Consider the following 24,052-nt stretch of genomic DNA (forward strand, 5'->3'; position numbering starts at 1 on the left):
TTCATTTATTCTTCTACAGGTTTGCGATTCAGTACGGTATCGACTGCTTTTCGAATTTTAGTTACTTGCAGACCATACACCACTTGTACATTGTTTCCTTTTTTCATAATCCCACTTGCGCCTGTTTCGTTTTTCAATATACTCTCATCGATAATGTCTGGATTAAGAAGTGTCAAGCGTAAACGCGAATAACAATTAGTAACAGTTTCAATGTTTTTATCTCCGCCTAATGCACTTACGATAGTGTGGGCCAGTCCTAAGTCGTCTACAGATTCATTCCCTTTTGCTTTTTTCTCTTTATAATCTTTTTTAGAATATAACCGTGTTTCACCTTCTGCATCTTCTCGACCGATTGTTTTATAATTGAAAACCTTGATCAGAAAACTGAAGAGGAAATAATAGATAGCAAAGAACAATAATCCTACAGCAACATACATTGGCCATCCAGTACGGTCTATCCCAAGAGGGACATTATATAGTAGAAAATCCATAAACCCGTTCGGTCCGATAGCCCTGACATTTAGTAAATTCAATACAACCATACTCAGTCCGCTTAAACCGGCATGTACCACGAACAACAACGGTGCCACAAACATAAAAGCAAATTCGATTGGTTCAGTTACACCGGCAAGAAAAGATGTTACAGCCGCCGGAATCAGAATAGCTTTTGCTTTTGCTTTATTCTCAGGCTTAGCTCTATGGTACATAGCTAAACACGCACCAATCAAACCAAACATTTTTGAAATACCACGTGCATCCCAAATTACACTTGGTGCAAGCAGACCACCGTCTGGGTTGGCTATTTCGGCAAAATAAATATTACGTGCGCCTTCAAATATTTCTCCTCCGACTTCAGCTATACCACCTAATTCACTGTACAAGAATGGGGTATAAACTAAGTGATGCAACCCAGTTGGAATGAGCAGGCGTTCAAGAGCACCATACAAGAAGAGCCCGAAGTTCCCGCTTTGATTTATTACCAATCCCAAACTTCTGATACCAGCTTGGAAATAAGGCCAGATAGTTGTAAATATAATAGCTAATAGAACAACGACTGGGATCAACACGATAAATACAAAACGTGTTCCTCCATAGATTTGAAAGGCATTGTTAAATTCGGTATCTGCAAACCGATTATGAACGATCGCCGTTGCAATTCCTAAGAAAATACCCAGAAACACACCCATATCTAGTATCTGCACACCTAATACCATTGTTTGTCCAGTACCTTGCAGACTACCTTCGATTAACATTCCCTGGATGCCCATATAGCCATTCATCGCATTGATAAAAACTAAATAGCCAAGTAAAGCAATGAATCCAGCTTCCGACTTCTTCTTGTTAGCCAAACCAACTGCCAGCCCTACCGCAAAGACCAAACCTAGATTGACTAGTATCGAAACAAGCGATCCTGATAAAATCGTCCCGAATCCTTTAGTGATTGGATTATCCAAAAAAGGAACGACTTCAAGTAATCGTGCATTCGTAAATAAATTACCGATGGCAATCAAAATACCAGCGATCGGTAATATTAACACGGGTATAAACATCGCTTTTGAAAATTTCTGCATTGTATCCATAACTCTTTCTTTCATACTTTTTCCCTCCAATATATTTAAGTTGAACTTAGTGTATCGAGAAACCGTTTCAATTAAAAGGCTTTCACGACATGAAAAAACGTGTTTCACTATAACGAAACACGTTTCAGGATAAACCTATGACATAGCATTTACCATAAATTTATCAACACTTCATAGAAACTCAAACGAACGAATTGATATTTAAAATAAGTACTGCTTTATTTTTTGATTTTTAATTTTCTTCTATTACTTCATTTAATTCTTTTAAGTAAACACTGAGTAAGTACTCAATGAGTAATAAAGTAAATGGAAAAAAAGTATTAGGAAGCAGGTTCCTGTCGTCTAACTTATGCTGATCGGTAATCTTAAAATTCAACTCACTGCATTTAGCTATCCGATTGGGTGTTTCTTTTGTAAAGGAAACGGTATAAATACCAGCTTTTTTAGCGGTATGCATTTTATCAAGAACACCTTGGGTTTCGCCGGATTTAGAAACAGCTACAAAAACTCCTATGTTCTTTAAATTGTTCTCTAACACCCCCACTGAATCCAAAGAAGTAGCTATAATAACCTGTTTTCCAAGTAATAGTAATTTTTTATATAAATACTCAGCTGTTATAGCAGAAAATCCTGCGGCATAGATGAAAATAACTTTTCCCTCTAAGCAAAGTACTTTCTCTACAAATCTATCTATCTTCTCAGATGAATTATGTTGAAAAACTAATGAACCCTCGAGTTCGAAAAAACCCTTTTCATCATTTTCCTCAGTTTCCTCTTCGGTATTAACCAGTGGTAACAGATGATAATACAAATCAATAAAGCCAGTATAACCTAATTTTTTTGATAATCGAATCACACTTGCAGGTGATGTAAAATTCTCTTTTGCGATTTGTCGTACACCTTTTTGAAGAACACAGTCCATGTTCTCCAATATGTATTGAAGTAATTGTTCATCCAACTCTGAAAGTGCTTTTCCTTGAACTATTTTAGTTATATCAACCACAGTTATCTTCTCCTTATTTTTATCTCACAACAAGTATATCGAAAATCTCTAATAATAAAAGGCTTATTTCCATTGTACTCTTTGTGAGGAATCTATAATCGATTATCATTAGAATGATTGTTTCCTTTTTCTGAACTTATTTTCATGTCAGAAGAGAGCAAAATTGCTTAGCCATAACGCCGGCATTGATTGATACTACATTATTAGCGAGCCATTAAACAGCAGGTCTTGGGATCGTTTTATGGATAATCTATGAAAAGTCACTGATTAAACAACAGTTAACAGACAAAAAAGGCTGAGACTTTTTGTCCCAACCTCTTTCATGTCTGGTCATATTATTTTTTAATAGGTTACTGTTTGATACTTCCGGCTGTAACTCCGCCGATAATGTAACGAGACAGAAAGGCATAGAGGAAGAGCAACGGTACGACGGATAATGTGATACCCATATACATGGCTCCATACTCTGTCTTATATCCATCCGTGGTCAGTAACTGCACCAGCATTGGCAAGGTGTACATCGAACGGTCATTGATTAGGATCAATGGAAGCAAGAAGTTATTCCATGATGCGATGAATGAGAAAATAGCCATCGTAGCCAGAGCGGGGCGCATCAACGGTAAAATGATGCGGTGGAAGATGAAAATTTCACTCGCCCCATCTACACGAGCCGAGTCGACTAAGGCCGGATGGTAGATCGTCTCCAGATATTGTTTCATGAAGAAGACGGTCGGTGCACTCGCCACAGAAGGTAATATCAGTGGAATATAGTTATTCAGTAAATCCATGTTTGCCATGAATTTATAGAAACCGATGATACTTACCTGTGTCGGGATCATGATCAGCAAGAGGATGATTCCCCAGATGAGTTTTTTACCTTTGAACTCATAAACGATGAACGCATAAGCCGTCAGGGATGAAAAATACAAACTCAAAATTGTTGCACTTGCAGCGATAAAGAATGAGTTTCCGTACCCTTGAAAGATATTGAAACCTTGATCTCGCAAGTGTGTCCAGTTAGACCAGGCCGAGTCGCTTGGAATAAGTGAAAGTCCCTGCTGGATTTCAGGAGCGGATCGGGTTGCATTGACGATCACGACCCAGAAAGGTATGATACTCAACAGTGTTAACAAGGCAAAGAATACATAGATCAGTGTGCGCTGCGCCTTCACAGTTTTTGGATTGCCTGTTTCGTACATAGCCTATTTCACTCCTTTCACGGATTTTCTAGCTTTTTTGTCTCGGAAACTGTTAAAGATAAACAAGCTTAAAATAGAGGTCATAATAAGGAGGAAAACAGATGCAGTTGACGCAACGTTTAAGTTTCTTCCGCCCTGGAATGCTTGTTTGTAAATAAAGATCATCATGGTTTCAACTGATTGTGCCGGTCCTCCACCTGTCAGCAGGTAAGGGATATCGAATATCTGCAGACCACCGATCAGAGAGGTGACCAGTACATAAAGCGTGATCGGCTTCATCAATGGCATGGTGATTTTTGTGAATGACTGCCAGTCCGTTGCACCATCAACTCGCGCAGCGTCGAACAGGTTCTCATCAATACCTAAGATACCAGCCTGCAGAACGATGGTTGTCTGACCATACCACATCCAGAATTGAATGAAGGAAACGATCAAACGTGTCCCGATGACACTTCTGAAAAAGTCGATCGGTGAACTGATCAGTCCCCAATCCATCATGATCAGGTTCAGCGGTCCACGTGGATAGCTGAATAAAGAGCTGAATATCAAGGCTACTGATGCAGCAGTGATGATATTCGGGAGATAGAACATACTTTTAAAGAATCCTGTCGCCTTTAGATTCATCCTCCTGTTTGTAAACCAGTAGGCCAAGATGAAGGCTAAAATGATCTGCGGGAAAAAGTTGACTAACCACAGAATAGTCGTGTTGAATACTGATCTTCTGAACAATTCATTGTTATACAGTCTCTCGAAGTTCTGGAACCCGACAAAGTTTGCCTCGGTAGCCCAGCCTGCCAGATCGGTAAAGGATAAATAAATCGTATAGAACATCGGATAAAAGTTAAAGATCAGGAAAAATATGAAGAAAGGCGCCACAAAGAAATATCCCCATTTGTTCGCATCTTTTCTTTTTGCCAAATTTTTAGGTCTTTTTGTAATTGCTTTGCTTTCTGTTGTCGTATCAGATGATGTTGCCATAATATCTCCTTTCCATGTAGTGGATAAAGTGCAGTGAACGCTTGCGATAAGCGTCCAGCTGCACTTTCCTTGTGCTACACTTTTATACTATTTTTAATCCACCTGCAGGTTAGGATAGAGGTTTTGAACTTCCAGTTTGAAAGCTTCGATTGCTTCTTCTTGAGTCACTTCGCCTTTAGAGTAAGGTGTCAGTGCCAAGTCGTCGAAAGCTCCAGAAATGGTTTGGTCGTATTCCGTAATGATCGAACCGTCGATTGCTGGAATAGCATCAGCAAATGCATCGTAGTGATTTTGTCCACCCAGGAATTCTTCTTCATAATCTCCACGGACTTCTTCTACAACACCTTCATGCGAAACAACGTCTCCGGTTTCTTCTGCCCATGTTCTCATAAAGTCTTCACTCGTTGTCAGCCATTCAACTAACTGAGCGGCTTCTTCCTGCATATCGGACGTTTGAGTGATCCCCATCCATGTACCACCACGGAAGTATGAAGTTGGTCCTGTTACCATTCTCCAGTTCCCTGCTGTTTCATCAGCATTTGGTTTCAGCCAGAAGTGCATGCCCCATGTCGGCAGGCTGTAACCCATGACTTCATCACCATTCATCGCTGCGAAGTATTCTTCTCCCTGTGGATCTGCATCCATCATCAGACCTTCGTCTACCATGGTTTTGGCTGTGTCTAGAAGTTCGTACAACTGGTCATCGATGACTAATGTGTCATCTACTACCCAGCCTTGTTCACGGGACATATAGTAAGGGTGGTTCAAGTCACCACGACTGGACACCATATATACGGATCCGTCTGTGGCCTCTTTTAAGTCACGTGCTGTATTCAGGAATCCGTCCCAGTCACTGATAGCTGCCTGCATATCTTCAGGAGATTCGATTCCTAAGTGCTCACTTGCAAGATCTTGACGGTAGAAGAATGCGCCTGGCGTTGTCTGCCAGGAGTTTGCAACGAATGTACCGTCTTCCTGTGTACCGATCTCTTTTACATAATCAAATGTATTTTCAGCACCTGAAGCAATCCCTTCGAACTGGCTCAAGTCTACAAGCATGCCTGACTCGACATATTTTTTAACAAAGGCCTGCTCAGCAAAAATGACATCCGGAGCACTATCTGTACCAAAAACAGGGTCTAACTGAGTTTCAAACTCTTCGGTAGGAACTTCAGAAATATTGATTTCATAATCTAAATCAGGAAATTCTTCAAGATAGTAATCATTGATCATCGTTGCAGCTTCATCAGTAAACGTCCAGACATCCAGGACACCTTCGCCGCCGGTCGTAGGCGCTTCAAACGCCTCGCCGTCTTCTGTTTCAACGACTTCTTCATCAGTTGCCCCTTCATCAGCTGTATCGCCGTTTCCGCACGCTGCCAATGTTAGCGCTGACATTGTTGCTAATCCTAAAAACCATTTTTTATTTAACATGAATATCCCTCCAAATTATAATGTGAGTGTCCAATCAGAAAACGTCCCCTGTTTTTTTTCGATAGTACTCCTCCTTTTAACTCCTTCTTCTACTTGTTCAATGTAAGTTAAACCAATAAGTAATCGATTTCATTTTAGAAGAAGATTTAATGTGAAGCGTTTACATACCTGATTAAAAATTATATTAGTTTGTTCGTCTGACAAACTAATAGCGGTTACATGTATATAATACCTTCTTGTTTGCTGAAATGCAATAGTTTTTTCAACATTCATTTCAACACATGACAGTTTTGGGCTAAAAAATTACTAAAGTTACAGAAAAACGCTAATTTAATAATATATACTTGAAAATAGACGACAAAAAAAGAGAGCACACAGTCTCTCTCTTTACTGATTTTTCTGTTTAATGACGAAAAGGGTTCCGATTCCAGCCACTATAAGACTCCCTGCTGTCCCTCCGATCATCCACGGGGACCACGAATCACTCTCATTGGTAGAGCTTGTAGTTGACAGACCGTTCTGTGCAAGCTCAAGCACTCCGAACACTGAGGTATTCTGATATGCCTGACCAGTCAAGTCATTCCATACCGCAATACTTTCCCTTGCTCCCGAGTTTGCATCATTGATCTGCAGATCAAACCCGATTTCCTGTCCCGGTTCTGGTTCAATAATCTGCCAGGGTATCGCTACCTGCACAGTATAACCTTTGTCAGTTTCATGCACTCTGGACTCTATACTTGACGGATCCGTCATTTCACCAAACGACTCTTCCCCCTGAGCATTCACACGGTATTGTCCGTCACCGTCCTGATAGGAAGCTGAATCATCTAATGACGTGTTGACGAATACTTCAACAGAGTCCTGCTCCCATGATTCTTTACCTGAAACATCGATGCCATCGTCTGTAACTTCTACACGAACATACAAATTATTTTCATCCCATAAAACACGCCCAATACCCGAAGCGCCCTTCCAGGCTATCTGGTATCTGTCGACGGTTAGTTCTGCTGCATCGGTCCAAACCGCATCGTCTGTTACGGATAAGTCAGGTGTGCCGTAGCCAGCTCGGGCAGTTTGTTTATCAACTTCTCCAGTTTTTCCATATCGTGCCAGGAAACCTTCCGGATCGATCACTGCTTCATAGGCCTTTTTAGCTTTTAGGTCCCTGTCAAACAAAAGCGGGCTGCGTTCAGACCGCCAGCTTGTTGCATCGTTCAGTCCCCAGAATGTGACTCTGGAAATAATATCGGAATGTTCTTTGTACAGCTTGAACAAGCCAGCGTAAATCAGTGCCTGATCGATTTCCTGTTCTTCACTCAGTTCTCCTGTTCCGCCCGCTGTTATATCCAGTTCAGTAATACCGATTTCAACGCCCAGTTTCCTGAATCGTTCAATAGACTGGCGAACATTGTCCACACTTGTCCCGATGTTGTAGTGTCCCTGCATACCGATACCGTCGATGAGCAGCTCTCCCGGGTTGTCTTCTGCATAACTGTCATTTATTTCCTTCACCATATTATAAATGGCTGTTGCTTTATTCTGATTATCATCATTATAGTCGTTGTAATAGAGTTGCACGTCTTCCCAGCCGTTTGTGTCCAGAACTTCGCGTGCCTTCATATATGCCAGTTCCAGATAATCGTCACCGATCGCTTCATACCATTCCGAACGGCGCAGCATCGCCCGCCACATTTCTGGATCCCTGGGATCGTCATTCATAGCTTCATTGACGACTTCCCAGGCAATCACATCATCTCCGTACTGCAGGATCGTTTCTTCTATATGTCGTTCCATATTTTGAAGGGCTTCTTTTCTCGAAAGCAACTCTCCCTCTTGTGTATGAAGCCATTCAGGTGACTGCTGATGCCAGACCAGCACGTGACCATGAAGCTTCAGGCCTTCTTCCTGGATGCGGTCGACTAAACGCTGCTGGTCCTTGAAATCAAATTCCCGGTCAGCACCATAGGCATATTCCGGCTTCATGGCATTTTCTGCCGTGACCAAGTTATGATGATGTGTCAGCAGATCCAGTCTCCGACCTTCCAGTTCCGCCATGGACACCGCATTACCTATGAGAAAATGGTCAGCATACACATCCTTGATCGGCTGAAGTTCAGTCTCTATTGAAACGTCACTTTCCAGTTCGCTGGACGTCATCGTAAAATCGTCGATATAGAAAGGAACGGTCTGATTATTTACGCTTTCGACATACACACTTATGAATCCATCACCATTTCCGTCATATCTATACGTCCCTTCCAGATTGATCCATTCGTCTGCAGAAGCTGACTGAGTGTCTATGATCTGGTAGCTTGCATTATCCCCTTCACCTATCTGAGTCGACAGCTGTAGATCATCCAGTGCTTTATCCGCAAATTTTACCCAAACTGAAAAGAGGTATTCTTTTGACAGATCCACTTTATTTTCGATCCGTATCGATGGCCCATTCCAGGCTTCGCTTCTATTTTCTGTCAGCAAAGAATACTCTCCTGAATAGGCATCAAGGTCCGTGCGGGTCAGACTTTCCGTTTCACCTCGGGGGATCAGCAGATGGGTTTCTTCCTCGAATCCTACTGTGACCTCTTCATACTCATCAGCTGAAGCTCCTACTGAGATGAATGCCGCTCCCATTATAAGAGACGTCGAACACATCCCTGCAGCTTTTTTTATTTTATCAAGCATTTGACCTCTCCTTTTGATATCGCTTACATTTCTCTTCATATCTTACACGAGTTTCAATATAATTCAATGATTAATTTATTTTTTAAACTAACCTGTTTTTGAGCAAAAAAATACGGACAGTTTGGCCTGTCCGCATAATCGCAACCTATAAAATAGGCGAGGTTCACGTTCACAGCGTGAATTCTCCAATACCGACTTCCTGTCGTGATGATCAAACATCTGTATCGTGCATGAAGTTTCCACAAACAGTGGAAACATTCGACTCATCGCATAAAAGTAATATTAACATACTTGATTCAACTTTACAACACTTTTTTATCGATCACGGCATCCAGCCATGCTTTAGCTATATAACCATGTCCGGCAACGGTTGGATGTACCCCGTCTTCCCCCGTATAGTAACTGAACCCGTTTTTTATACCTTGAGCATTCAGCAGTCCGTCAAGAGGTATGAGTTCTGTCTGGTACTCCTTAGCCATCTTTCTGACGATCTGAATACGTGGATCCAGATCTCTGCGCCAGTTCATACGGTCTTTGGGATAAGGCAGGACGAACGGTTCCATCAGGATAACACGGGCATCGGTACGCTGATGCAGGGATTTCAGCAAAAATCTATAATCCGACTCAAACTCTTCAAGTTCTTCGTCCGTCGCCAGATGATCGTTGTCCTGATTTCTCCACGTATCGTTGATTCCTATCAGAAGTGTCACGATATCCGGATCAAGATCCAGACAATCTTCTTCCCACCTGTTCTTGACATCACTCAACTTATCTCCACCGATCCCACGGTTTAAAAATGTCAGTCTCTGTTCGGGCATATTCGTCTGAAGGTAAGCAGAAACAAGCAAAGGAAATCCCTGTCCTAAGTCGTCTGGATCAGTCCTGTCACGTCCGGCGTCTGTTATGCTGTCTCCGATAAATAACAGGGTATCATCATTCATTATTTTCATTTTGAATTCTCCTTAGTCAGTCGTCAGCGAGTCAGTATTCTTCTGCATGAAATTATAAACAGCTCCGATTAGATTGGCATCATTCCTGAAGGTACATACTTCCAGTTCTGGACGGAACGTTTTATAGTTTATCCGTTTCAGAAGATCATCGAATTCTTTATTCAGCCGCTCAATGAGCCCATCCATACTGGAGACTCCTCCACCGATAATGATCTTTTCTGGATCGAAAGCATAGGCCAGATTGTAAAGGCCTTTTGTCAGATAAAAATAAAATTTATCTACTTCTTCTTTAGCTAACGGATCGCCGTGTGTTGCCAGCTCGAATACCTGCTTCCCGTCGATTTCGTCTTGGGCAATGCCTTTACGGTCAGCGTAGCGTCTAGCCATCCTGACGGCAGTCCCCAGATCGCTGAAGGTCTTATCGCCATCAAGCAGCATGTAGCCAAACTCGCCCCCAAATAAATGGGGGCCGTGGTGTACCTGTTTATTTACAATAACTGCCCCGCCGATACCTGTTCCTATAATGACAAACAAAACTGTATCATTTTCTCGGGCAGATCCTTTCCAGACTTCAGCCAAAGCAGCACTGTTCGCATCGTTTTCAAAAGTGACAGGCAAATCAAATAATCCTTCCAGTTCATCATAAATAGGGAAAAAGTGAAGATACTTTACAGCACTGATTCCTTCGATCTGTTTGGCCTCCTGATTTACTGCACCCGGGGCAGAGAAAGCAACGCCTTCTAATGAATAGCGCTGTTCCGCATTTCCTTTTACAGCTGCCAGCTTTCCTTTCATTTCTTCCCAAGTCCCTGGTGTCTTGAATTTATCTTTTGCAACTAACTGTTCTTCACTCCAGACCCCATATTTGACTGAAGATCCTCCAATATCAAATGCTAAAATCGCCATGTACCTGCCTCCTGAATTTTATGTTGGGTGATGAGTCTCCATCGCTACCAGACGGCAACGTGTCCATCTGTACGCGGTTCTGTCGCGCCTACATACGTGTCATTTTCTGTTTTTATAATGATCTGTCCTCTGCCGAAATGACTCTTTTCCATTTCTACCTCTACTGCATGGCCTCTATGTTTAAGCGCATTGATCAAGGCCAGCGGCATCGTCGGTTCGACCATCACTTTTTTATTCTTGACCCACTGCCATCTCGGTGCATCCAAAGCATCCTGCGGGTTCATTTTGAAATCGATCATGGATTGCAGGACTTGTAGGTGTGCTTGAGGCTGCATCTGCCCACCCATGACACCAAACGGTCCAATTACCTGATTTTCTTTTGTTAAAAAACCTGGGATGATCGTATTGAAGGGGCGCTTCCCGGGAGCCAGTGCATTGACATGCCCCTCTTCCAGGGCAAAGCCCACAGCACGATTATTAAGACTCACACCATACCCCGGAACGACAGCGCCTGAACCAAATCCCATGTAGTTGCTTTGAATATAGGAAACCATATTGCCTTCATTATCAGCAGTCGCCAGGTACACCGTTCCTGAATTATCACTGAATCCCGGCTGAGCATCTATCGCCTGATCTCCTATCAAACGGGCTCTTTCTTTTGCATAATCCTCTGACAATAGTTCGGATACATTCAGTTTCATGTGGTCAGTATCCGCTATAGTCAGTTGACCGTCTGAAAATGCCAGTTTGATAGCCTCTATTTGCTTGTGCAGCGTATCTGGATCATCTCTACCTTTCATATCGACATGCTTCAATATATTCAAAGCCATCAGCGCCACGACTCCTTGGCCGTTCGGCGGCATTTCCCATACTTGGTATCCCTTGTAGTCCACTTTCACCGGTGTGACCCATTCCGGCTGATAACCCGCCAGATCGTCTTTCCGCAGATATCCCCCGTATGCCTGCGAGAATGCATCGATCGCATCAGCGATTTCCCCCGTATAAAAAGCTCGCCCCTTTGTCTGTCCGATGAGACGGAGCGTCCTGGCATGTCCTTTTGATGACCATACTTCCGTCACATCAGGTACACGGCCTCCGGATGCATACACATCAAACCAGGATATCATTTCCGGATACTGTTCTTTTTCTTTAGTGAAGCGGTTAAACGACCGCTGATACGCATTGTGAACGGTGTCAGAAATCACGACACCTTCTTCGGCCAGTCTTGCTGCCGGTTCCAGGACAGCTTCAAGTGACAGTTTGCCATGTTTTTCGATAAGTTCCGCCCAACCAGCTGGGATACCAGGTACGGTGACAGCCTTAAGACCGTAAGTAGGAAACGGTTTCGATTTATCCAGATAAGAAGCGGGCACCATTCCTTTCGGCGAAGGACCGCTTGCATTCAAACCATACAGCTGTTCATCTTTCCAGATGATGCTGAAACTGTCTCCCCCGATACCGTTCGATCCCGGTTCGACCACTGTCAAAGCTGCAGCCGTCGCAACAGCAGCATCGACCGCATTTCCCCCGGCTTTTAAAATGTCCCTTCCAACCTGTGCGGCAAGCGGATGAGACGCTGCAACCATCCCATTTTTTCCATAGACAAGTTCTCTCCTTGAACCATAATGAAATGTTCCTGTATTGAAGTCCAAATCTCCCATGTGTATATTTATCCCCTTCGTATGTAACACCGGGTAACTCCCCGGCTTGCTTTATTAAAGCTGAACGATTTCGATTTTATAGCCATCCGGATCTTTAATGAAGAAATAGGAAGCTGCCCCATCCGATAATCCTTTCAGATCAGTCACCATATAACCGGATTGACTGTATTCTTCATGTATATCTTCCAAGTCGTTTACACCGATTGCGATGTGTCCATAGCCATTACCTAAATCATACGGTTCTGCCTGATCGTAGTTATATGTGAGCTCCAGTTCATAACCGTCTCCAGGAAGAGCCAGATAAACCAATGTGAACTTATATTCTGGATAGTCCAGCCGTCTGACCTCCTCCATTCCTAAAACATCTTTGTAAAAAGCAACTGATTTTTCCAGATTTTTCACGCGTATGCATGTGTGGATCATTTTTTTACTCATTACTCGTTCCTCCGTTCATATTTATTCTTTATTTTGCCTTACTTTCATCTGAGCGTCAAGCTTTCCTGATCGTTCATTGTGTTCTGACATCAACAAAGTAAGCGATTGAATTTTTTTGAATATAATCTATATTTTAGTGTTGACATAGTTTGTTGTATGCGTTATCATTTGTATAGAAACAAAGTTAGTAGCAGTACTACTAGTTTTCTTTTTCATAAATCATCTCCTTTCTATGCAGGTGCCCTTGCGGAAACAAGGGTGCTTTTTTTGTCCTTTTTTATATGCATTTCACTTCCGGGCACCTGCCTGACTTTAGTCCTACAGGGTACCACTTTCATACACTTCCAGAGGCAACCCATCAGGATCTTTAAAAAAAGTGAATCTTTTCCCGGTATAAGGATCAACTCTTATTTCCTCACAGTCAATTCCTCTATTTTCTAATTTCATTACTGTTTCACTGATATCCTCCACCCCAAAGCACAAGTGACGAAGTCCTGCTGCTTCAGGTCCGTTCGGCCGCTTAGGGGGATCAGGGAATGAAAACAGTTCGATCTGGCTTTCTCCAACTTTCAAATCGCACTTATAGGACCGTCTTTCTTCTCTGTAAACTTCATTGATCACAGGAAACTCAAGCAATTCTGTATAGAAGTGTCTGGACGTTTCATAGTCGCTCGCAATGATCGCGACATGATGGATGGTATTGAACATAATCTGTCTCTCCTTTTGCAAATAGGTGGATGAAACGGTATAGTAGTCGTTAAGAGAATTTAATCTCTAACTACAAATCGTATAGATAGAAGGCGTTTATTATGGAAATATCTTCAGTCATTTTTAATCAGCTGCTTCAAATGTTTTTTGTGATGATGTTTGGCTTCATTTTAGTGAAATTTAAGTTTCTGAATATGGATGGTACCCAGCAGCTTGCTAATATTGTAACGAAATTTGTCATACCTATCGTCATTTTGATGTCGTTCCAGCAGGACTACGATTCAGGTCAGCTATACATACTCTTCACATCCTTTATCGGTTCTCTATCGATCATTCTTTCACGTATCGTTTTAGCACATACGCTACTCAGGAACAGATCGAAAATCGACCGGTACGCCATCGTTTTTTCCAATACCGCCTATATGGGCATCCCGATCGTTTTGCCCATATTAGGTTATGAAGGTATCTTCTACCTTTCCATGTATATCGTCACTTCAGCGATTTTCCAGTACACATACGGAAAATGGATGCTGTCAGAAGGAAAAGAAGCCATCACGCTGCGTTCTATTTTAACAAACCCAGCCAGTTTAGGGTCGTTTATAGGTTTTGGATTGTACATTCTCCGCTTACCCCTGCCTGACATTTTATATAATAGTTTAGATACGATCGGCGGACTGAGTTCTCCTCTGGGTATGATTTTACTTGGCGGTTATCTGGCACGAAGCAGAATCAAAGACATTTTCCTGGTGAAATCGAATTACTGGACAGTTACCCTACGTTTAATTATAGCACCAACGATCGGTGTTTTCCTGCTGTGGCTTCTGCCGATCACACATCCGTCTGTCCTGCTGGTCCTGTCGATTGCCAATGCCACCCCCACAGCGATCAATACCGCACTGTTTTCACAGCTCTATGGCGGGGATTATGAGTATGGTGCTCGTATAATTATCCTTGCCAGCTTCCTGGCCATCGTGACCATTCCACTTATGATTAGTCTTGCTTCAGCTGTTTTGTTATAATCGATTTAGAATTATGAATGGAAGTGACTGGACATGGATACCTTTGACGAATACTTAAAGGCAATTGACGACGAAGAAATGAGACAAAAAATCTCCGATATCTATCAGCACGTGGAAAAGGAGTTTCCTGATTTAGGCAAACGCATAGCGTGGAGCCAGCCGATGTATACGGATCATGACACCTTTATCATTGCGTTCAGCGCAGCCAGGAACCACATTTCGGTTGCCCCTGAAAAAGCAGCCCTGCGCAAATTTAAAGAAGAGATCGAAGGCGCAGAGTATGAACTTCTCAAAGAAACCTTCAAGATCAAACGCAAGCAGCCTGTCAACTATGATCTGCTCGATGAGATGATCCGCTATAATATAGAAGATAAAAAAGACTGCACGACTTTCTGGAGAAAATAATCATATAAGAAAGAGGCTGACAGATTAATATTTATCTGTCAGCCTCTTTTCTATCACGCCTTTTATCAACTCAGGGTAATTTGGATCTAAACTTTATAGAAGTGGCCAAAACTTCTATAAAGTCTCATCTACTTTTCATTTGAGTTTATATAAGTTTGCCAATGTTCTAGTAAGTCATCAGAATAGAATGGTTTGGGTTGTAGGAAGATGGTCCATTTTCTTGCAAGTGACCTATTAATTGCCTTTGAGTTAATAGAAGATGGCCCTTCTTTTGTGAACTACAGAGTCTTTTGTAAAAGAGTTAGCACAAAATTGCCCTTCTTCTATTAACTCATTGAATTTAATTCAGTAGAGTTGTGACAAGTAAGGCTATCTTTTAGCAACCCACTAATCAAAATCACTTTAGTTTATATAAGATTCTTTGGTTTCTTGAACTGAATGAGAATGTCTTGTCCAGTTGACAAAAGCTCTTTAAATGCAGAAAAAAGACGGCATCCAAAGTGAATCTGGATGCCGTCTTTTTATCATTATGCGCACGAGAAGACTCGAACTTCCACGGGGCATCGCCCCACCAGCCCCTCAAGCTGGCGCGTCTACCATTCCGCCACGTGCGCTTAATACTCAACAAAAGTTATCATATCAATGTTTTGCCTGATTGTCAATATCCTTTATGTAAAAACATACGGTTCAGTTATTAATTTCCACTCTGTATGGTATGCTTGAACAGAAGAACATCAACTGAAAATACATAAAGGAGACGAGACAAGATGATAAAAAATGTAGTATTCGACATGGGAAATGTGCTGATCAACTATGCGCCTGAAGAGTTTATCCAGAGCTTTACAACCAACACAGAGCACCAGAAACTTTTATTAGACGAAATCTTTTACGCTGACTTATGGCAGCAGTTTGACCGGGGGACCCTAACAAAAGAAGAACTAGTCGAAAAAGCCTCGGAAAACCTTCCTGATGAACTTCATCCATCCGTGCGTGATATCCTAGAGACCTGGTATGAAAAAATGACACCCATTACCGAAATGAAAGATATTCTTAAACGGCTGAAAGCTAATGGATACGACCTCTATTTGTTTTCGAACGTGTCTCAGGATTTCCACAAATTTAAACAGATCATACCAGGACTGGGGTATTTTGACGGGCTATTCCTTTCTTCTGACTGGAAAGGTCTTAAACCGGAAATAGAGCTTTACCAGAACTTTTTCATTCACTTCGATCTCGATCCGTCTGAATGCTTCTTTGTCGATGACTTAAGAGTCAATATCGAAGGGGCAAGCGCTCTGGGCATGCAAGGTCATGTTTTTGATGGGAATATCGATGACCTCAAAAATCACTTCATGCAAGTTGGAATCGTCATTTGATAAAAAAAGACAGCCGCTGATTTAGTCAACGGCTGTCTTTTTCGTTTCGGTTTCTCCCAACAGTTCAAATCTTCCTTGACATCTGGCGCAGACGAATTTGGCCGTATTGAACCGTCGCCTTCTCTGAGCAACGCTCCCGCACTTTCTGCACCGGTACTGCCAGACCTTGATCGGCTGATCCGGTTCCTTTAAAGACGGCGTGTAGCGCAGTCCATCCACTTCTTCAAGCAAATTTTTGAAGTCTCTGTCCTTGTGCTGATACCCTTTACCATTTAAGTGCAGATGATAATGACACAGTTCATGTTTGATGACCCCTATGAAGGTCTCCATCCCTGCTTTTTCGAAAACTTTCGGATTAAAGTCCAGATGATGTGAGCCAAGATGGTAACGGCCGCCAGTCGTTCGCAGTCGTCGGTTGAATGATGCTTTGTGTCTGAACGGCCGTTTGAAGTGTTTCAGCGAAACCTCTTCCACTAAACGCTGCAGCTCATGTGTTTCCATTAAACTTCCGCCTTTTATAAAGTCAGAGGCCAGGCGTCTTTCCTGACCTCTCTGAATATTTTTTATTTATTCTCTTTTTCGACCATGCTGAGTGAGATACGTCCTTTATTCAGATCAACTGAATCGATCCAGACTTTCACGATATCCCCGACAGCGACCACATTGCTTGGATGTTTTACGTAAGAATTACTCAGTTTTGAGATATGGACAAGACCGTCCTGTTTCACACCGATATCGACAAAGGCGCCAAAGTCCACGACATTTCTCACGGTCCCTTCAAGCTCCATGCCTTCTTTCAAATCTTCCATTGTCAGGACATCAGTACGCAGAAGCGGTGCCGGCATGTCGTCACGCATGTCTCGTCCTGGGGCGACCAAGGCTTTTTTGATGTCTTCGATGGTTTCCTGGCCCAGACCCGTTTCTTCCATTATATCTTCGTCATCCACGAGTTTGAATCGGGCTTCCAGATCACTTGAACCCAGACTCTCTTTAGTCAAGCCGGTCAATTCGATGATTTGTTTTGCTTCTTTATACGTCTCCGGATGGATACCGGTATTATCGAACGGCTCTTTCCCGTCCGGGATGCGCAGGAAACCGACCGACTGTTCAAAGGCTTTAGGTCCGAGACGCTTGACTTTCTTCAGCTGTGATCGGCTGGTGAATTTTCCGTTTTCTTCACGGTAGGTCACGACGTTTTCAGCAGTGGTTTTTGTCAGTCCAGAGATATGTTTCAGTAAAGCGGCACTTGCGGTATTCACATTGACGCCCACCTGGTTGACCACGACTTCGATGACAAAGTCCAGCTGCTCACTCAGTTTCTTCTGGGACACATCATGCTGGTACTGCCCGACGCCGATTGCTTCCGGATCGATCTTGACTAGTTCGGCTAAAGGATCCTGCAGACGTCTGGCGATGCTGACGGCACTGCGCTGTTCGACTTGAAGATCCGGAAATTCACGCCGTGCTTCCGGACTGGCCGAGTAAACGGACGCCCCTGCTTCGTTGACAATGACGTAGGCTACTTTTTTATCTACTTCTTTCAGTGCTTCAGCGGTAAAGGTCTCGGATTCGCGACTCGCCGTCCCATTCCCGATGGCCACAGTATCCACATCAAATTTCTTGACCATATCCAAAAACTTGCCTTTAGCTTCCTGGCGTTTTGAGGCTGATGCCGGTTTATGCGGATAGATCACATCGATGCCTAATACTTTACCCGTTGCATCGATAACAGCCAGCTTACATCCTGTACGGTAAGCCGGGTCCAGTCCCAAGATCGTCTGATCTTTTAAAGGTGCCTGAAGCAGAAGATTACGCAGGTTTTCGCCAAAGACTTGGATCGCCTGTTCTTCCGCTTTTTCAAAGAGGTCACTTCTTAGTTCCCGTTCGATCGCCGGACCGATAAAGCGTTTATAGGCATCACTGATGGCTTCTTTTACTTTTTCAGTTGCTTCTGTCGACTCGCCGCCAGGCAGCTCCTGACGCGCCATATAACGGTTGATATAGTCTTCATCCACGGCAATTCCGACAGAAAGGATGTCTTCCTTTTCCCCACGGTTCAGTGCCAGTATACGATGAGAAACTAAGGTATCGAGAGATTCTGAGTAGTCGTAGTACATCTCAAAGACGCCTTTTTCATCGGCCTCTTCATCTTTGACTTTGGAGACGATCTCCCCTTTATTATAGGTATAGTCGCGGATCCATTCACGATAGGTCGGATTATCAGAAATATATTCCGCTAAGATCTCATGAACACCTGCCAGAGCCTCTTCGACTGAAGTCACACCATTCTCTTCGTCGATGTATTTCTCAGCTTCATCCTCTAAAGAACCTGAAGGGTAGGTCAGTACCCATTCAGCCAGTGGTTCCAGTCCCTGTTCCTTAGCGATCGTTGCTTTCGTGCGGCGTTTCTGTTTATACGGACGATACAGGTCTTCCACACGCTGCATCTGATTCGCTGTTTTGATTTCTTTTTCAAGCTCCGGGGTCAGCTTGCCCTGTTCTTCAATGGAAGCCAGGACATCTGTTTTTCGTTTTTCCAGATTCGTCAGATACGTGTGCCGCTCTTCGATCTCTCTGATCTGCACTTCATCCAGTGACCCTGTCGCCTCTTTACGGTAACGGGCTATAAAAGGGACCGTATTGCCGTCGTCCAGCAGATCCAGTACAGAGGTGATCTGTTTTTTAGAATACCCTTTTAAATCTTTGATCAGTAAATTCATTACATGTTTGTTTTCTTCTGTCAATCTATTCATCTCCAATATGTTCGTTCATCCTATTCAGTTTATCATAAAATCAAAAAAGAGCGAATCCATAATTTGGGATCCGCCCTCTTAAAGGTCGAACGTGACCAGACTTTTTTCCAGCTGATTTTTCAGCCGCTTATCCGTCCAATGCTTACTGCTCCCCAGACAAGGTGATATAAAGGTCCGTTCTGATTCACGGACGACTTTTCTGAAGTGGACATGGCCCATGATACTGTACTTGATGGACTCAAAGTCATTATAAACGGCTTCATATCCTTTGGCTCCAAGAAAAGCATTCGCATAGTTATAAATACGGTGCGGCAGCGGAACGACGAATTCCGGATGCGTTGCTACATGCGTCATCAGAATGATTTTTTTATCCTTGACTGAATGCAGATCTCTATAAAGCTGGTTCAGCATAGCCTGACTCACGTCTTTATCTTTCTGATTCCAGTTCACGAAATGCAGATCATTCCAGGATGCAAAGCCGTACTTCTTCTTTTCAAACTGGGCTTCACTGTATTTATCCTGATCCGCATAACCGTAATCATACCAGCCAGGAGTTCCCACCACTGCCCAATCTTCATCAAGGTCGTAAGGTTTTCCGACAAGCGAATAGATCTGCTTATTAAAAAAATCGTTGATTTCATGACTATCTGTAATGTCGTGTTCCTTCGCCCAGTAATCGTGGTTCCCGGGAACGAATTTTACAGGTATCCGGCTTTCTTCCGCAAGTTTTTCCAGGAAAGCATGACTTTCCAGGTAATGATTGGAGATGTCTCCTGCTATGAGCAGAATATCGACCGCCTTCTCTTTTATCATGTCTGATAAAAGAGAGAGCGTCGTTTCTCCATCGTCCAGCTCCCATTGATTTCGATCGATGTGCAGATCCGATAATGTGCCTATTCTCATACTGATTATGAATCCTTCTTCCTCAGGTACTCAGAAAATGCATACCCGGTATTGTCTACTTTATAATGGTCAACCAGATCATGTTTATCGAATACGAGCCCGTGCATGGCACCTCCGTAAACTGCTCCCCCGTCGATGCCGATTTTTCCGTCTCCGGAGTCCCAGATATCGGTATTCGTCTGAACTTTATGCAGCATCGCCGTTACCGTATGGCCAAAGACGAATGTTTTGTCGGTATGATTCGGCTGATCGTAAAAGCCTTCTCTGATCCAGACATAATCGCGCTTTTTGGAATCGCGCCAGTCGTCCAGTGTCAAATCGACCCCGGCATGAACGAATACATAATCTTCCCATTCATATTTCAGCGGCAAGGACTCGATGAAGGGTTTGAGCCACGGGACTTTCGACTGCAGGCTTGCGGCCAGTTCGACGGCGTCGTAATTCCCTTCTTCCATCTGAAGGAAAGACTGGACCGTCACCATTCCCCCGTTCATTTCATAAGTGGCGGCGGAATATTGCGGATTCTGCAGAAAGTCCAGAAGCATTTCTTCATGATTTCCCCGGAGGCAGATGGCACCGTGATTATCCACGAGATCTTTGGCCAACTCGAAACATGCCTTGGGGTCTTCTCCTCTGTCGCCCAGATCTCCGACCAGGACCAGCTGTTCTTCATCAGGATTCCAGTACTCAAGGATTTCTTTAAACATCGTGATCTGTCCATGAACGTCACCGACTGCAAAAACTTTATCTTTCATTCGAATTTCTCCTTCCCCATTACTTTCATCGTTTATATTTAAGCTGAATGTATTTATAGTTTACCACATATCAAAACCACACACTAAACGGACCCTCTTGAGTCATTGTTTATTATATACAAGTCAATACTCCATCTTTATCAAAGCGTGAAGATTTTATGATTTTATCTCGTATTCATAGAAACACACTCTGTCAACCTGTATAATTAACGTTGTGACTTATTTAATAAAAATAAGAATTGAGAAAGGACGCTTAATTATGAGAGGAAAAAAATGGATAGGATTAATAGTCTTTCTGGCCTTTGTCGGCTTCGTGGGTTACAGCATCTACAGCAGTCAGCAGGAAGATGACATAGCGACTGTCAGAACAGCTGAGGTCATGGAACAAGATATTACTGAAACGATAGTAACTTCTGGAACGATCGAACCCAGTGAGACACAGGAAATCATCGGTCAGGGTCTCGTGACAGAACTGAACGTGGCTGTCGGAGATACCGTTGAAGAAGGCGATACACTCGTCACTTATATGGACGGTACGGCTTTTGAAGCGGACTTTGACGGGACAGTGACTCAAGTAAATGTGTCAGAAGACGCCGCGGACACGAGTGCGCAGCAGGGACGTCCGTCGCTCGTCATCGCGAACTTGAACGATTTAAATGTCGCACTTCAGTTATCACGTTCCGATGCAAGCGAAGTCGCGGTCGATCAGGAAGTAATCTTAACTTACAATGACGATGAATTCGGAGGCACTGTTTCAGAAATCGATTCAGTCGCCACTCAGCAGCAGACCCAGACTGGCGCCACATCACAACTGGGTGCACGAGTCACCTTTGATTCCGACACGTCTGACCTGATTGCCGGTTTTGAGATCGATGTCGACATTATCGTAGATTCACAAGATGGGGCTTTAGTCATACCAGTAGAAGCACTGAATTACAATGAAAACTACGAACCCTATGTATTTATCGTTAACGACGGTATCACAGAGCGTGCCGATATAGAAACTGGTATCCAGTCTGAAGCCATTATCGAAGTGGTGAACGGCGTTTCAGCAGGAGATCAGGTCGTTCTATCTCCCGGCGCAGATATTGAAGATGGAATCGAAGTCGAGCTGGAAAACTAGAAGGAGGGTATCTCGTGATAGAAATTACCGATATAGAAAAAATATATCGTTTGGGTGGAGAAACGATCAAAGCACTGGATAAAGTGACACTCTCGATAAAAGAAGGCGAATTCACCTCCGTCATGGGGCCCAGCGGATCCGGGAAATCCACGCTCATGAACATTCTGGGTCTGCTCGACCGCTTTGACAGTGGTAAATATCTGCTCAATGGGACGGACGTGACAGGTCTATCTGATTCGCAGCTGGCCGGGATCAGAAATAAAGAGATCGGTTTTGTCTTTCAGTCTTTTAACCTGATGGCCCGTATGAATGTCGTGGAAAATGTCATGCTGCCCCTGGTCTACGCTAGAGTTCCTTATAATGAACGCAAGGAGCGCGCGACAGAAGCGCTGGAAAAAGTGGGTCTGGGCGACCGGTTGTATCATTTCACCAATGAAATATCCGGTGGACAGAAACAGCGTGTGGCTATAGCCCGGGCGATCGTCAATCGCCCTTCTGTTCTCATGGCAGATGAACCGACAGGAAACCTGGATTCAAAAACGACAGAAGATATCATGCATATTTTTCAGGAATTGAACGAAGAAGGTACGACGATCGTCATGGTCACTCATGAGCCGGAAATGGCTGCCTACACAAAACGTATCGTTCATTTCCGCGATGGCAAGATCATAGAAGATGAAAAAGTCACACCTAAACAGCTCTCACATGCGGAGGTGGATTAAGTGTTTATAAAAGAAAATTTTAAAATGGCCCTCGACAGTATTTTTGCAAACAAGATGCGCTCATTCCTGACGATGCTTGGTATCATTATCGGGATCGCTTCTGTTATTGCGATTCTGGCCGTTGGAAATGGTGCCACACAGGAGATCACCTCAACTTTCAGTGACCTGGGTGCGACAACGATCAACCTGACAGCAAATACGGTGGACGAACCGGACAAAGCCCTAGAGCAGGAAGATTTAGTTGTGCTGAAGGATTCCATCGATGAAATCAGGTATATCTCTCCTAACGAAACGATCACTGGAACAGCATCGACGGATATGGATACCCGCCAGTCGGTCATCTCCTACGGTACACCTGATCTGCAGTTTCTCAGTCAGGCGATGAGTTCCAATCTGATTCACGGACGCTACTTCAATCAAGTCGATTTCGACGAAAGCAATGAGGTCGTCGTGATCGATACTGACGGTGCTGAAGCTCTCTTTGGACGGACTGATGTCGTGGGCGAAACACTGTCTATGACGATCACTCAGTCTCGTTTTGACCTGCGGATCGTGGGCGTGGTGGAAGGCTCTTTCGCCAATATGCAGGGAGCATTTGATGCTGATCAGATCCCCTTATTTATGGCCATGCCTCAATCCACAATTGGCCAGCAGATTCCTCAGTTTGCCGGAATGAGTTCCGTCATCATCGAAGTCGAAGATACGGAACAGATCGAACCTATCTCGAATCAAGTCGTCCGGCTTTTGGAACTTCGAAATGATGTGGTTGGCGAAAACATTTATAACGCCAGAAACTTCCTGCAGGCACTCGATCAGGTCAATAATGTCTTGAGTCTGTTTATCAACTTCATCGCAGCAGTTGCCGGCATCGCCTTGCTTGTCGGTGGTATCGGCGTCATGAATATCATGCTGGTGTCCGTGACTGAGCGAACGCGAGAAATCGGAACCCGTAAAGCACTGGGGGCGACGACCAGAACCATCCTGATTCAGTTCCTGATGGAAGCCATCATCTTAAGTCTGATTGGTGGAATGATCGGTCTGACTTTAGGAATTCTTCTCTCGAATATCATTGCGGGTGCGTTAAATATCGTACCGATTTATACGCTCGGCAGCGTGGCACTTGTTCTCGTCTTTTCAACAGCAGTCGGTATCTTCTTCGGTATCTACCCTGCACGTAAAGCGGCAAGGCTGAACCCGATCGATGCATTACGATTCGAATAAAGATTTGTTTTAGTATAAAAGAACCCGTGAGATCAGTTTCTTATGATCTCACGGGTTTTTACATTATGAATGTGTCTTCGGTTGGTTCCACGCTTGTTTTTATTTCTGAGCGCCGAATCTGCACTTACTTCGGTCGTTTGAAACCATTCAACACCTTCTACTTACCGAACTTCTCCTTCTTCGACACTTAGGATGCTTATCTTTATTCCTATCGACCGAACCGGCACCTACTTCGGTCG

Annotated in this window: 21 protein-coding genes and 1 tRNA gene; 6 read left to right on the forward strand and 16 right to left on the reverse strand. The window is 43.6% G+C overall.

The genetic code is table 11. The features are described from left to right. Nucleotides 1–5 precede the first annotated feature (5 nt). The 11 genes from BMX84_RS03270 to gloA2 form a co-directional block, all read right to left on the reverse strand. A complete protein-coding gene (locus BMX84_RS03270; RefSeq protein WP_091487178.1) occupies nucleotides 6–1,595 on the reverse strand; it encodes a PTS transporter subunit EIIC in 1,590 nt (529 codons plus the stop codon). A 217-nt stretch (nucleotides 1,596–1,812) separates the two neighbouring features. Then, entirely contained in the window at nucleotides 1,813–2,583 is a 771-nt protein-coding gene (locus BMX84_RS03275; protein WP_091487181.1) for a MurR/RpiR family transcriptional regulator, read from the reverse strand. A gap of 350 nt (nucleotides 2,584–2,933) precedes the next feature. Beyond that, nucleotides 2,934–3,782 (reverse strand): carbohydrate ABC transporter permease, encoded by an 849-nt coding sequence (locus BMX84_RS03280; protein WP_091487183.1) that lies wholly within the window; start codon nucleotides 3,780–3,782, stop codon nucleotides 2,934–2,936. A gap of 3 nt (nucleotides 3,783–3,785) precedes the next feature. Next, a complete protein-coding gene (locus BMX84_RS03285; protein ID WP_091487185.1) occupies nucleotides 3,786–4,760 on the reverse strand; it encodes a carbohydrate ABC transporter permease in 975 nt (324 codons plus the stop codon). A gap of 93 nt (nucleotides 4,761–4,853) precedes the next feature. Continuing rightward, entirely contained in the window at nucleotides 4,854–6,194 is a 1,341-nt protein-coding gene (locus BMX84_RS03290; RefSeq protein WP_091487187.1) for an ABC transporter substrate-binding protein, read from the reverse strand. Nucleotides 6,195–6,581: 387 nt separating this feature from the next. Further along, nucleotides 6,582–8,876 carry an endo-1,4-beta-xylanase gene (locus tag BMX84_RS03295; RefSeq protein WP_177165446.1) on the reverse strand — a complete coding sequence of 765 codons (2,295 nt, stop codon included), beginning with the start codon at nucleotides 8,874–8,876 and terminating at the stop codon, nucleotides 6,582–6,584. Nucleotides 8,877–9,178: 302 nt separating this feature from the next. Further along, on the reverse strand, nucleotides 9,179–9,826 hold the full coding sequence (locus tag BMX84_RS03300) for an SGNH/GDSL hydrolase family protein (protein WP_091487190.1): 648 nt from the start codon (nucleotides 9,824–9,826) through the stop codon (nucleotides 9,179–9,181). Between the two features lie 12 nt (nucleotides 9,827–9,838). Beyond that, nucleotides 9,839–10,732, reverse strand: a complete 894-nt coding sequence (locus BMX84_RS03305) for an ROK family protein (protein ID WP_091487192.1) — start codon at nucleotides 10,730–10,732, stop codon at nucleotides 9,839–9,841. 44 nt (nucleotides 10,733–10,776) lie between these two features. Beyond that, nucleotides 10,777–12,393, reverse strand: coding sequence for a gamma-glutamyltransferase (gene ggt / locus BMX84_RS03310; protein WP_091487195.1), 1,617 nt, complete (start codon nucleotides 12,391–12,393; stop codon nucleotides 10,777–10,779). A 54-nt stretch (nucleotides 12,394–12,447) separates the two neighbouring features. Further along, a complete protein-coding gene (gene gloA / locus BMX84_RS03315) occupies nucleotides 12,448–12,828 on the reverse strand; it encodes a lactoylglutathione lyase (RefSeq protein ID WP_091487197.1) in 381 nt (126 codons plus the stop codon). Nucleotides 12,829–13,146: 318 nt separating this feature from the next. Then, nucleotides 13,147–13,536: an SMU1112c/YaeR family gloxylase I-like metalloprotein gene (gloA2, locus tag BMX84_RS03320; protein WP_091487199.1), complete on the reverse strand. Its 390-nt coding sequence runs from the start codon at nucleotides 13,534–13,536 to the stop codon at nucleotides 13,147–13,149. Nucleotides 13,537–13,637: 101 nt separating this feature from the next. Between gloA2 and BMX84_RS03325 the strand changes: the two genes are divergently transcribed. Both BMX84_RS03325 and BMX84_RS03330 read left to right on the forward strand, forming a co-directional pair. Continuing rightward, the gene (locus tag BMX84_RS03325) at nucleotides 13,638–14,555 is read left to right on the forward strand and encodes an AEC family transporter (RefSeq protein WP_091487201.1); all 918 of its coding nucleotides are present in this window, start codon (nucleotides 13,638–13,640) and stop codon (nucleotides 14,553–14,555) included. Nucleotides 14,556–14,588: 33 nt separating this feature from the next. Then, a complete protein-coding gene (locus tag BMX84_RS03330; protein WP_091487204.1) occupies nucleotides 14,589–14,960 on the forward strand; it encodes an iron chaperone in 372 nt (123 codons plus the stop codon). Nucleotides 14,961–15,490: 530 nt separating this feature from the next. On the opposite strand, the gene BMX84_RS03335 is transcribed toward BMX84_RS03330, so the two are convergent. After that, nucleotides 15,491–15,574: transfer RNA gene (locus BMX84_RS03335), tRNA-Leu, on the reverse strand. Nucleotides 15,575–15,727: 153 nt separating this feature from the next. On the opposite strand from BMX84_RS03335, the gene BMX84_RS03340 reads away from it, so the two are divergent. Further along, nucleotides 15,728–16,336: an HAD family hydrolase gene (locus BMX84_RS03340; protein ID WP_091487206.1), complete on the forward strand. Its 609-nt coding sequence runs from the start codon at nucleotides 15,728–15,730 to the stop codon at nucleotides 16,334–16,336. A 21-nt stretch (nucleotides 16,337–16,357) separates the two neighbouring features. On the opposite strand, the gene BMX84_RS03345 is transcribed toward BMX84_RS03340, so the two are convergent. The 4 genes from BMX84_RS03345 to BMX84_RS03360 form a co-directional block, all read right to left on the reverse strand. Next, the gene (locus tag BMX84_RS03345; RefSeq protein WP_091487208.1) at nucleotides 16,358–16,837 is read right to left on the reverse strand and encodes a SprT family protein; all 480 of its coding nucleotides are present in this window, start codon (nucleotides 16,835–16,837) and stop codon (nucleotides 16,358–16,360) included. Between the two features lie 62 nt (nucleotides 16,838–16,899). After that, the gene (locus BMX84_RS03350) at nucleotides 16,900–19,080 is read right to left on the reverse strand and encodes a Tex family protein (protein WP_177165447.1); all 2,181 of its coding nucleotides are present in this window, start codon (nucleotides 19,078–19,080) and stop codon (nucleotides 16,900–16,902) included. An 87-nt stretch (nucleotides 19,081–19,167) separates the two neighbouring features. After that, complete coding sequence (locus tag BMX84_RS03355; RefSeq protein WP_091487210.1) at nucleotides 19,168–19,992, reverse strand: metallophosphoesterase; 825 nt, start codon at nucleotides 19,990–19,992, stop codon at nucleotides 19,168–19,170. 5 nt (nucleotides 19,993–19,997) lie between these two features. Beyond that, nucleotides 19,998–20,747 carry a metallophosphoesterase gene (locus tag BMX84_RS03360; protein ID WP_091487212.1) on the reverse strand — a complete coding sequence of 250 codons (750 nt, stop codon included), beginning with the start codon at nucleotides 20,745–20,747 and terminating at the stop codon, nucleotides 19,998–20,000. A 259-nt stretch (nucleotides 20,748–21,006) separates the two neighbouring features. On the opposite strand from BMX84_RS03360, the gene BMX84_RS03365 reads away from it, so the two are divergent. From BMX84_RS03365 to BMX84_RS03375, 3 genes are read left to right on the forward strand one after another with little or no spacing between them, the layout of a single operon-like run. Further along, entirely contained in the window at nucleotides 21,007–21,870 is an 864-nt protein-coding gene (locus BMX84_RS03365) for an efflux RND transporter periplasmic adaptor subunit (RefSeq protein WP_091487214.1), read from the forward strand. A 14-nt stretch (nucleotides 21,871–21,884) separates the two neighbouring features. Beyond that, nucleotides 21,885–22,592 carry an ABC transporter ATP-binding protein gene (locus BMX84_RS03370; RefSeq protein WP_091487216.1) on the forward strand — a complete coding sequence of 236 codons (708 nt, stop codon included), beginning with the start codon at nucleotides 21,885–21,887 and terminating at the stop codon, nucleotides 22,590–22,592. Continuing rightward, on the forward strand, nucleotides 22,593–23,813 hold the full coding sequence (locus BMX84_RS03375; protein ID WP_091487218.1) for an ABC transporter permease: 1,221 nt from the start codon (nucleotides 22,593–22,595) through the stop codon (nucleotides 23,811–23,813). Nucleotides 23,814–24,052 lie beyond the last annotated feature (239 nt).

This window comes from Alkalibacterium putridalgicola, assembly GCF_900109825.1.
GTDB lineage: Bacteria > Bacillota > Bacilli > Lactobacillales > Carnobacteriaceae_A > Alkalibacterium > Alkalibacterium putridalgicola.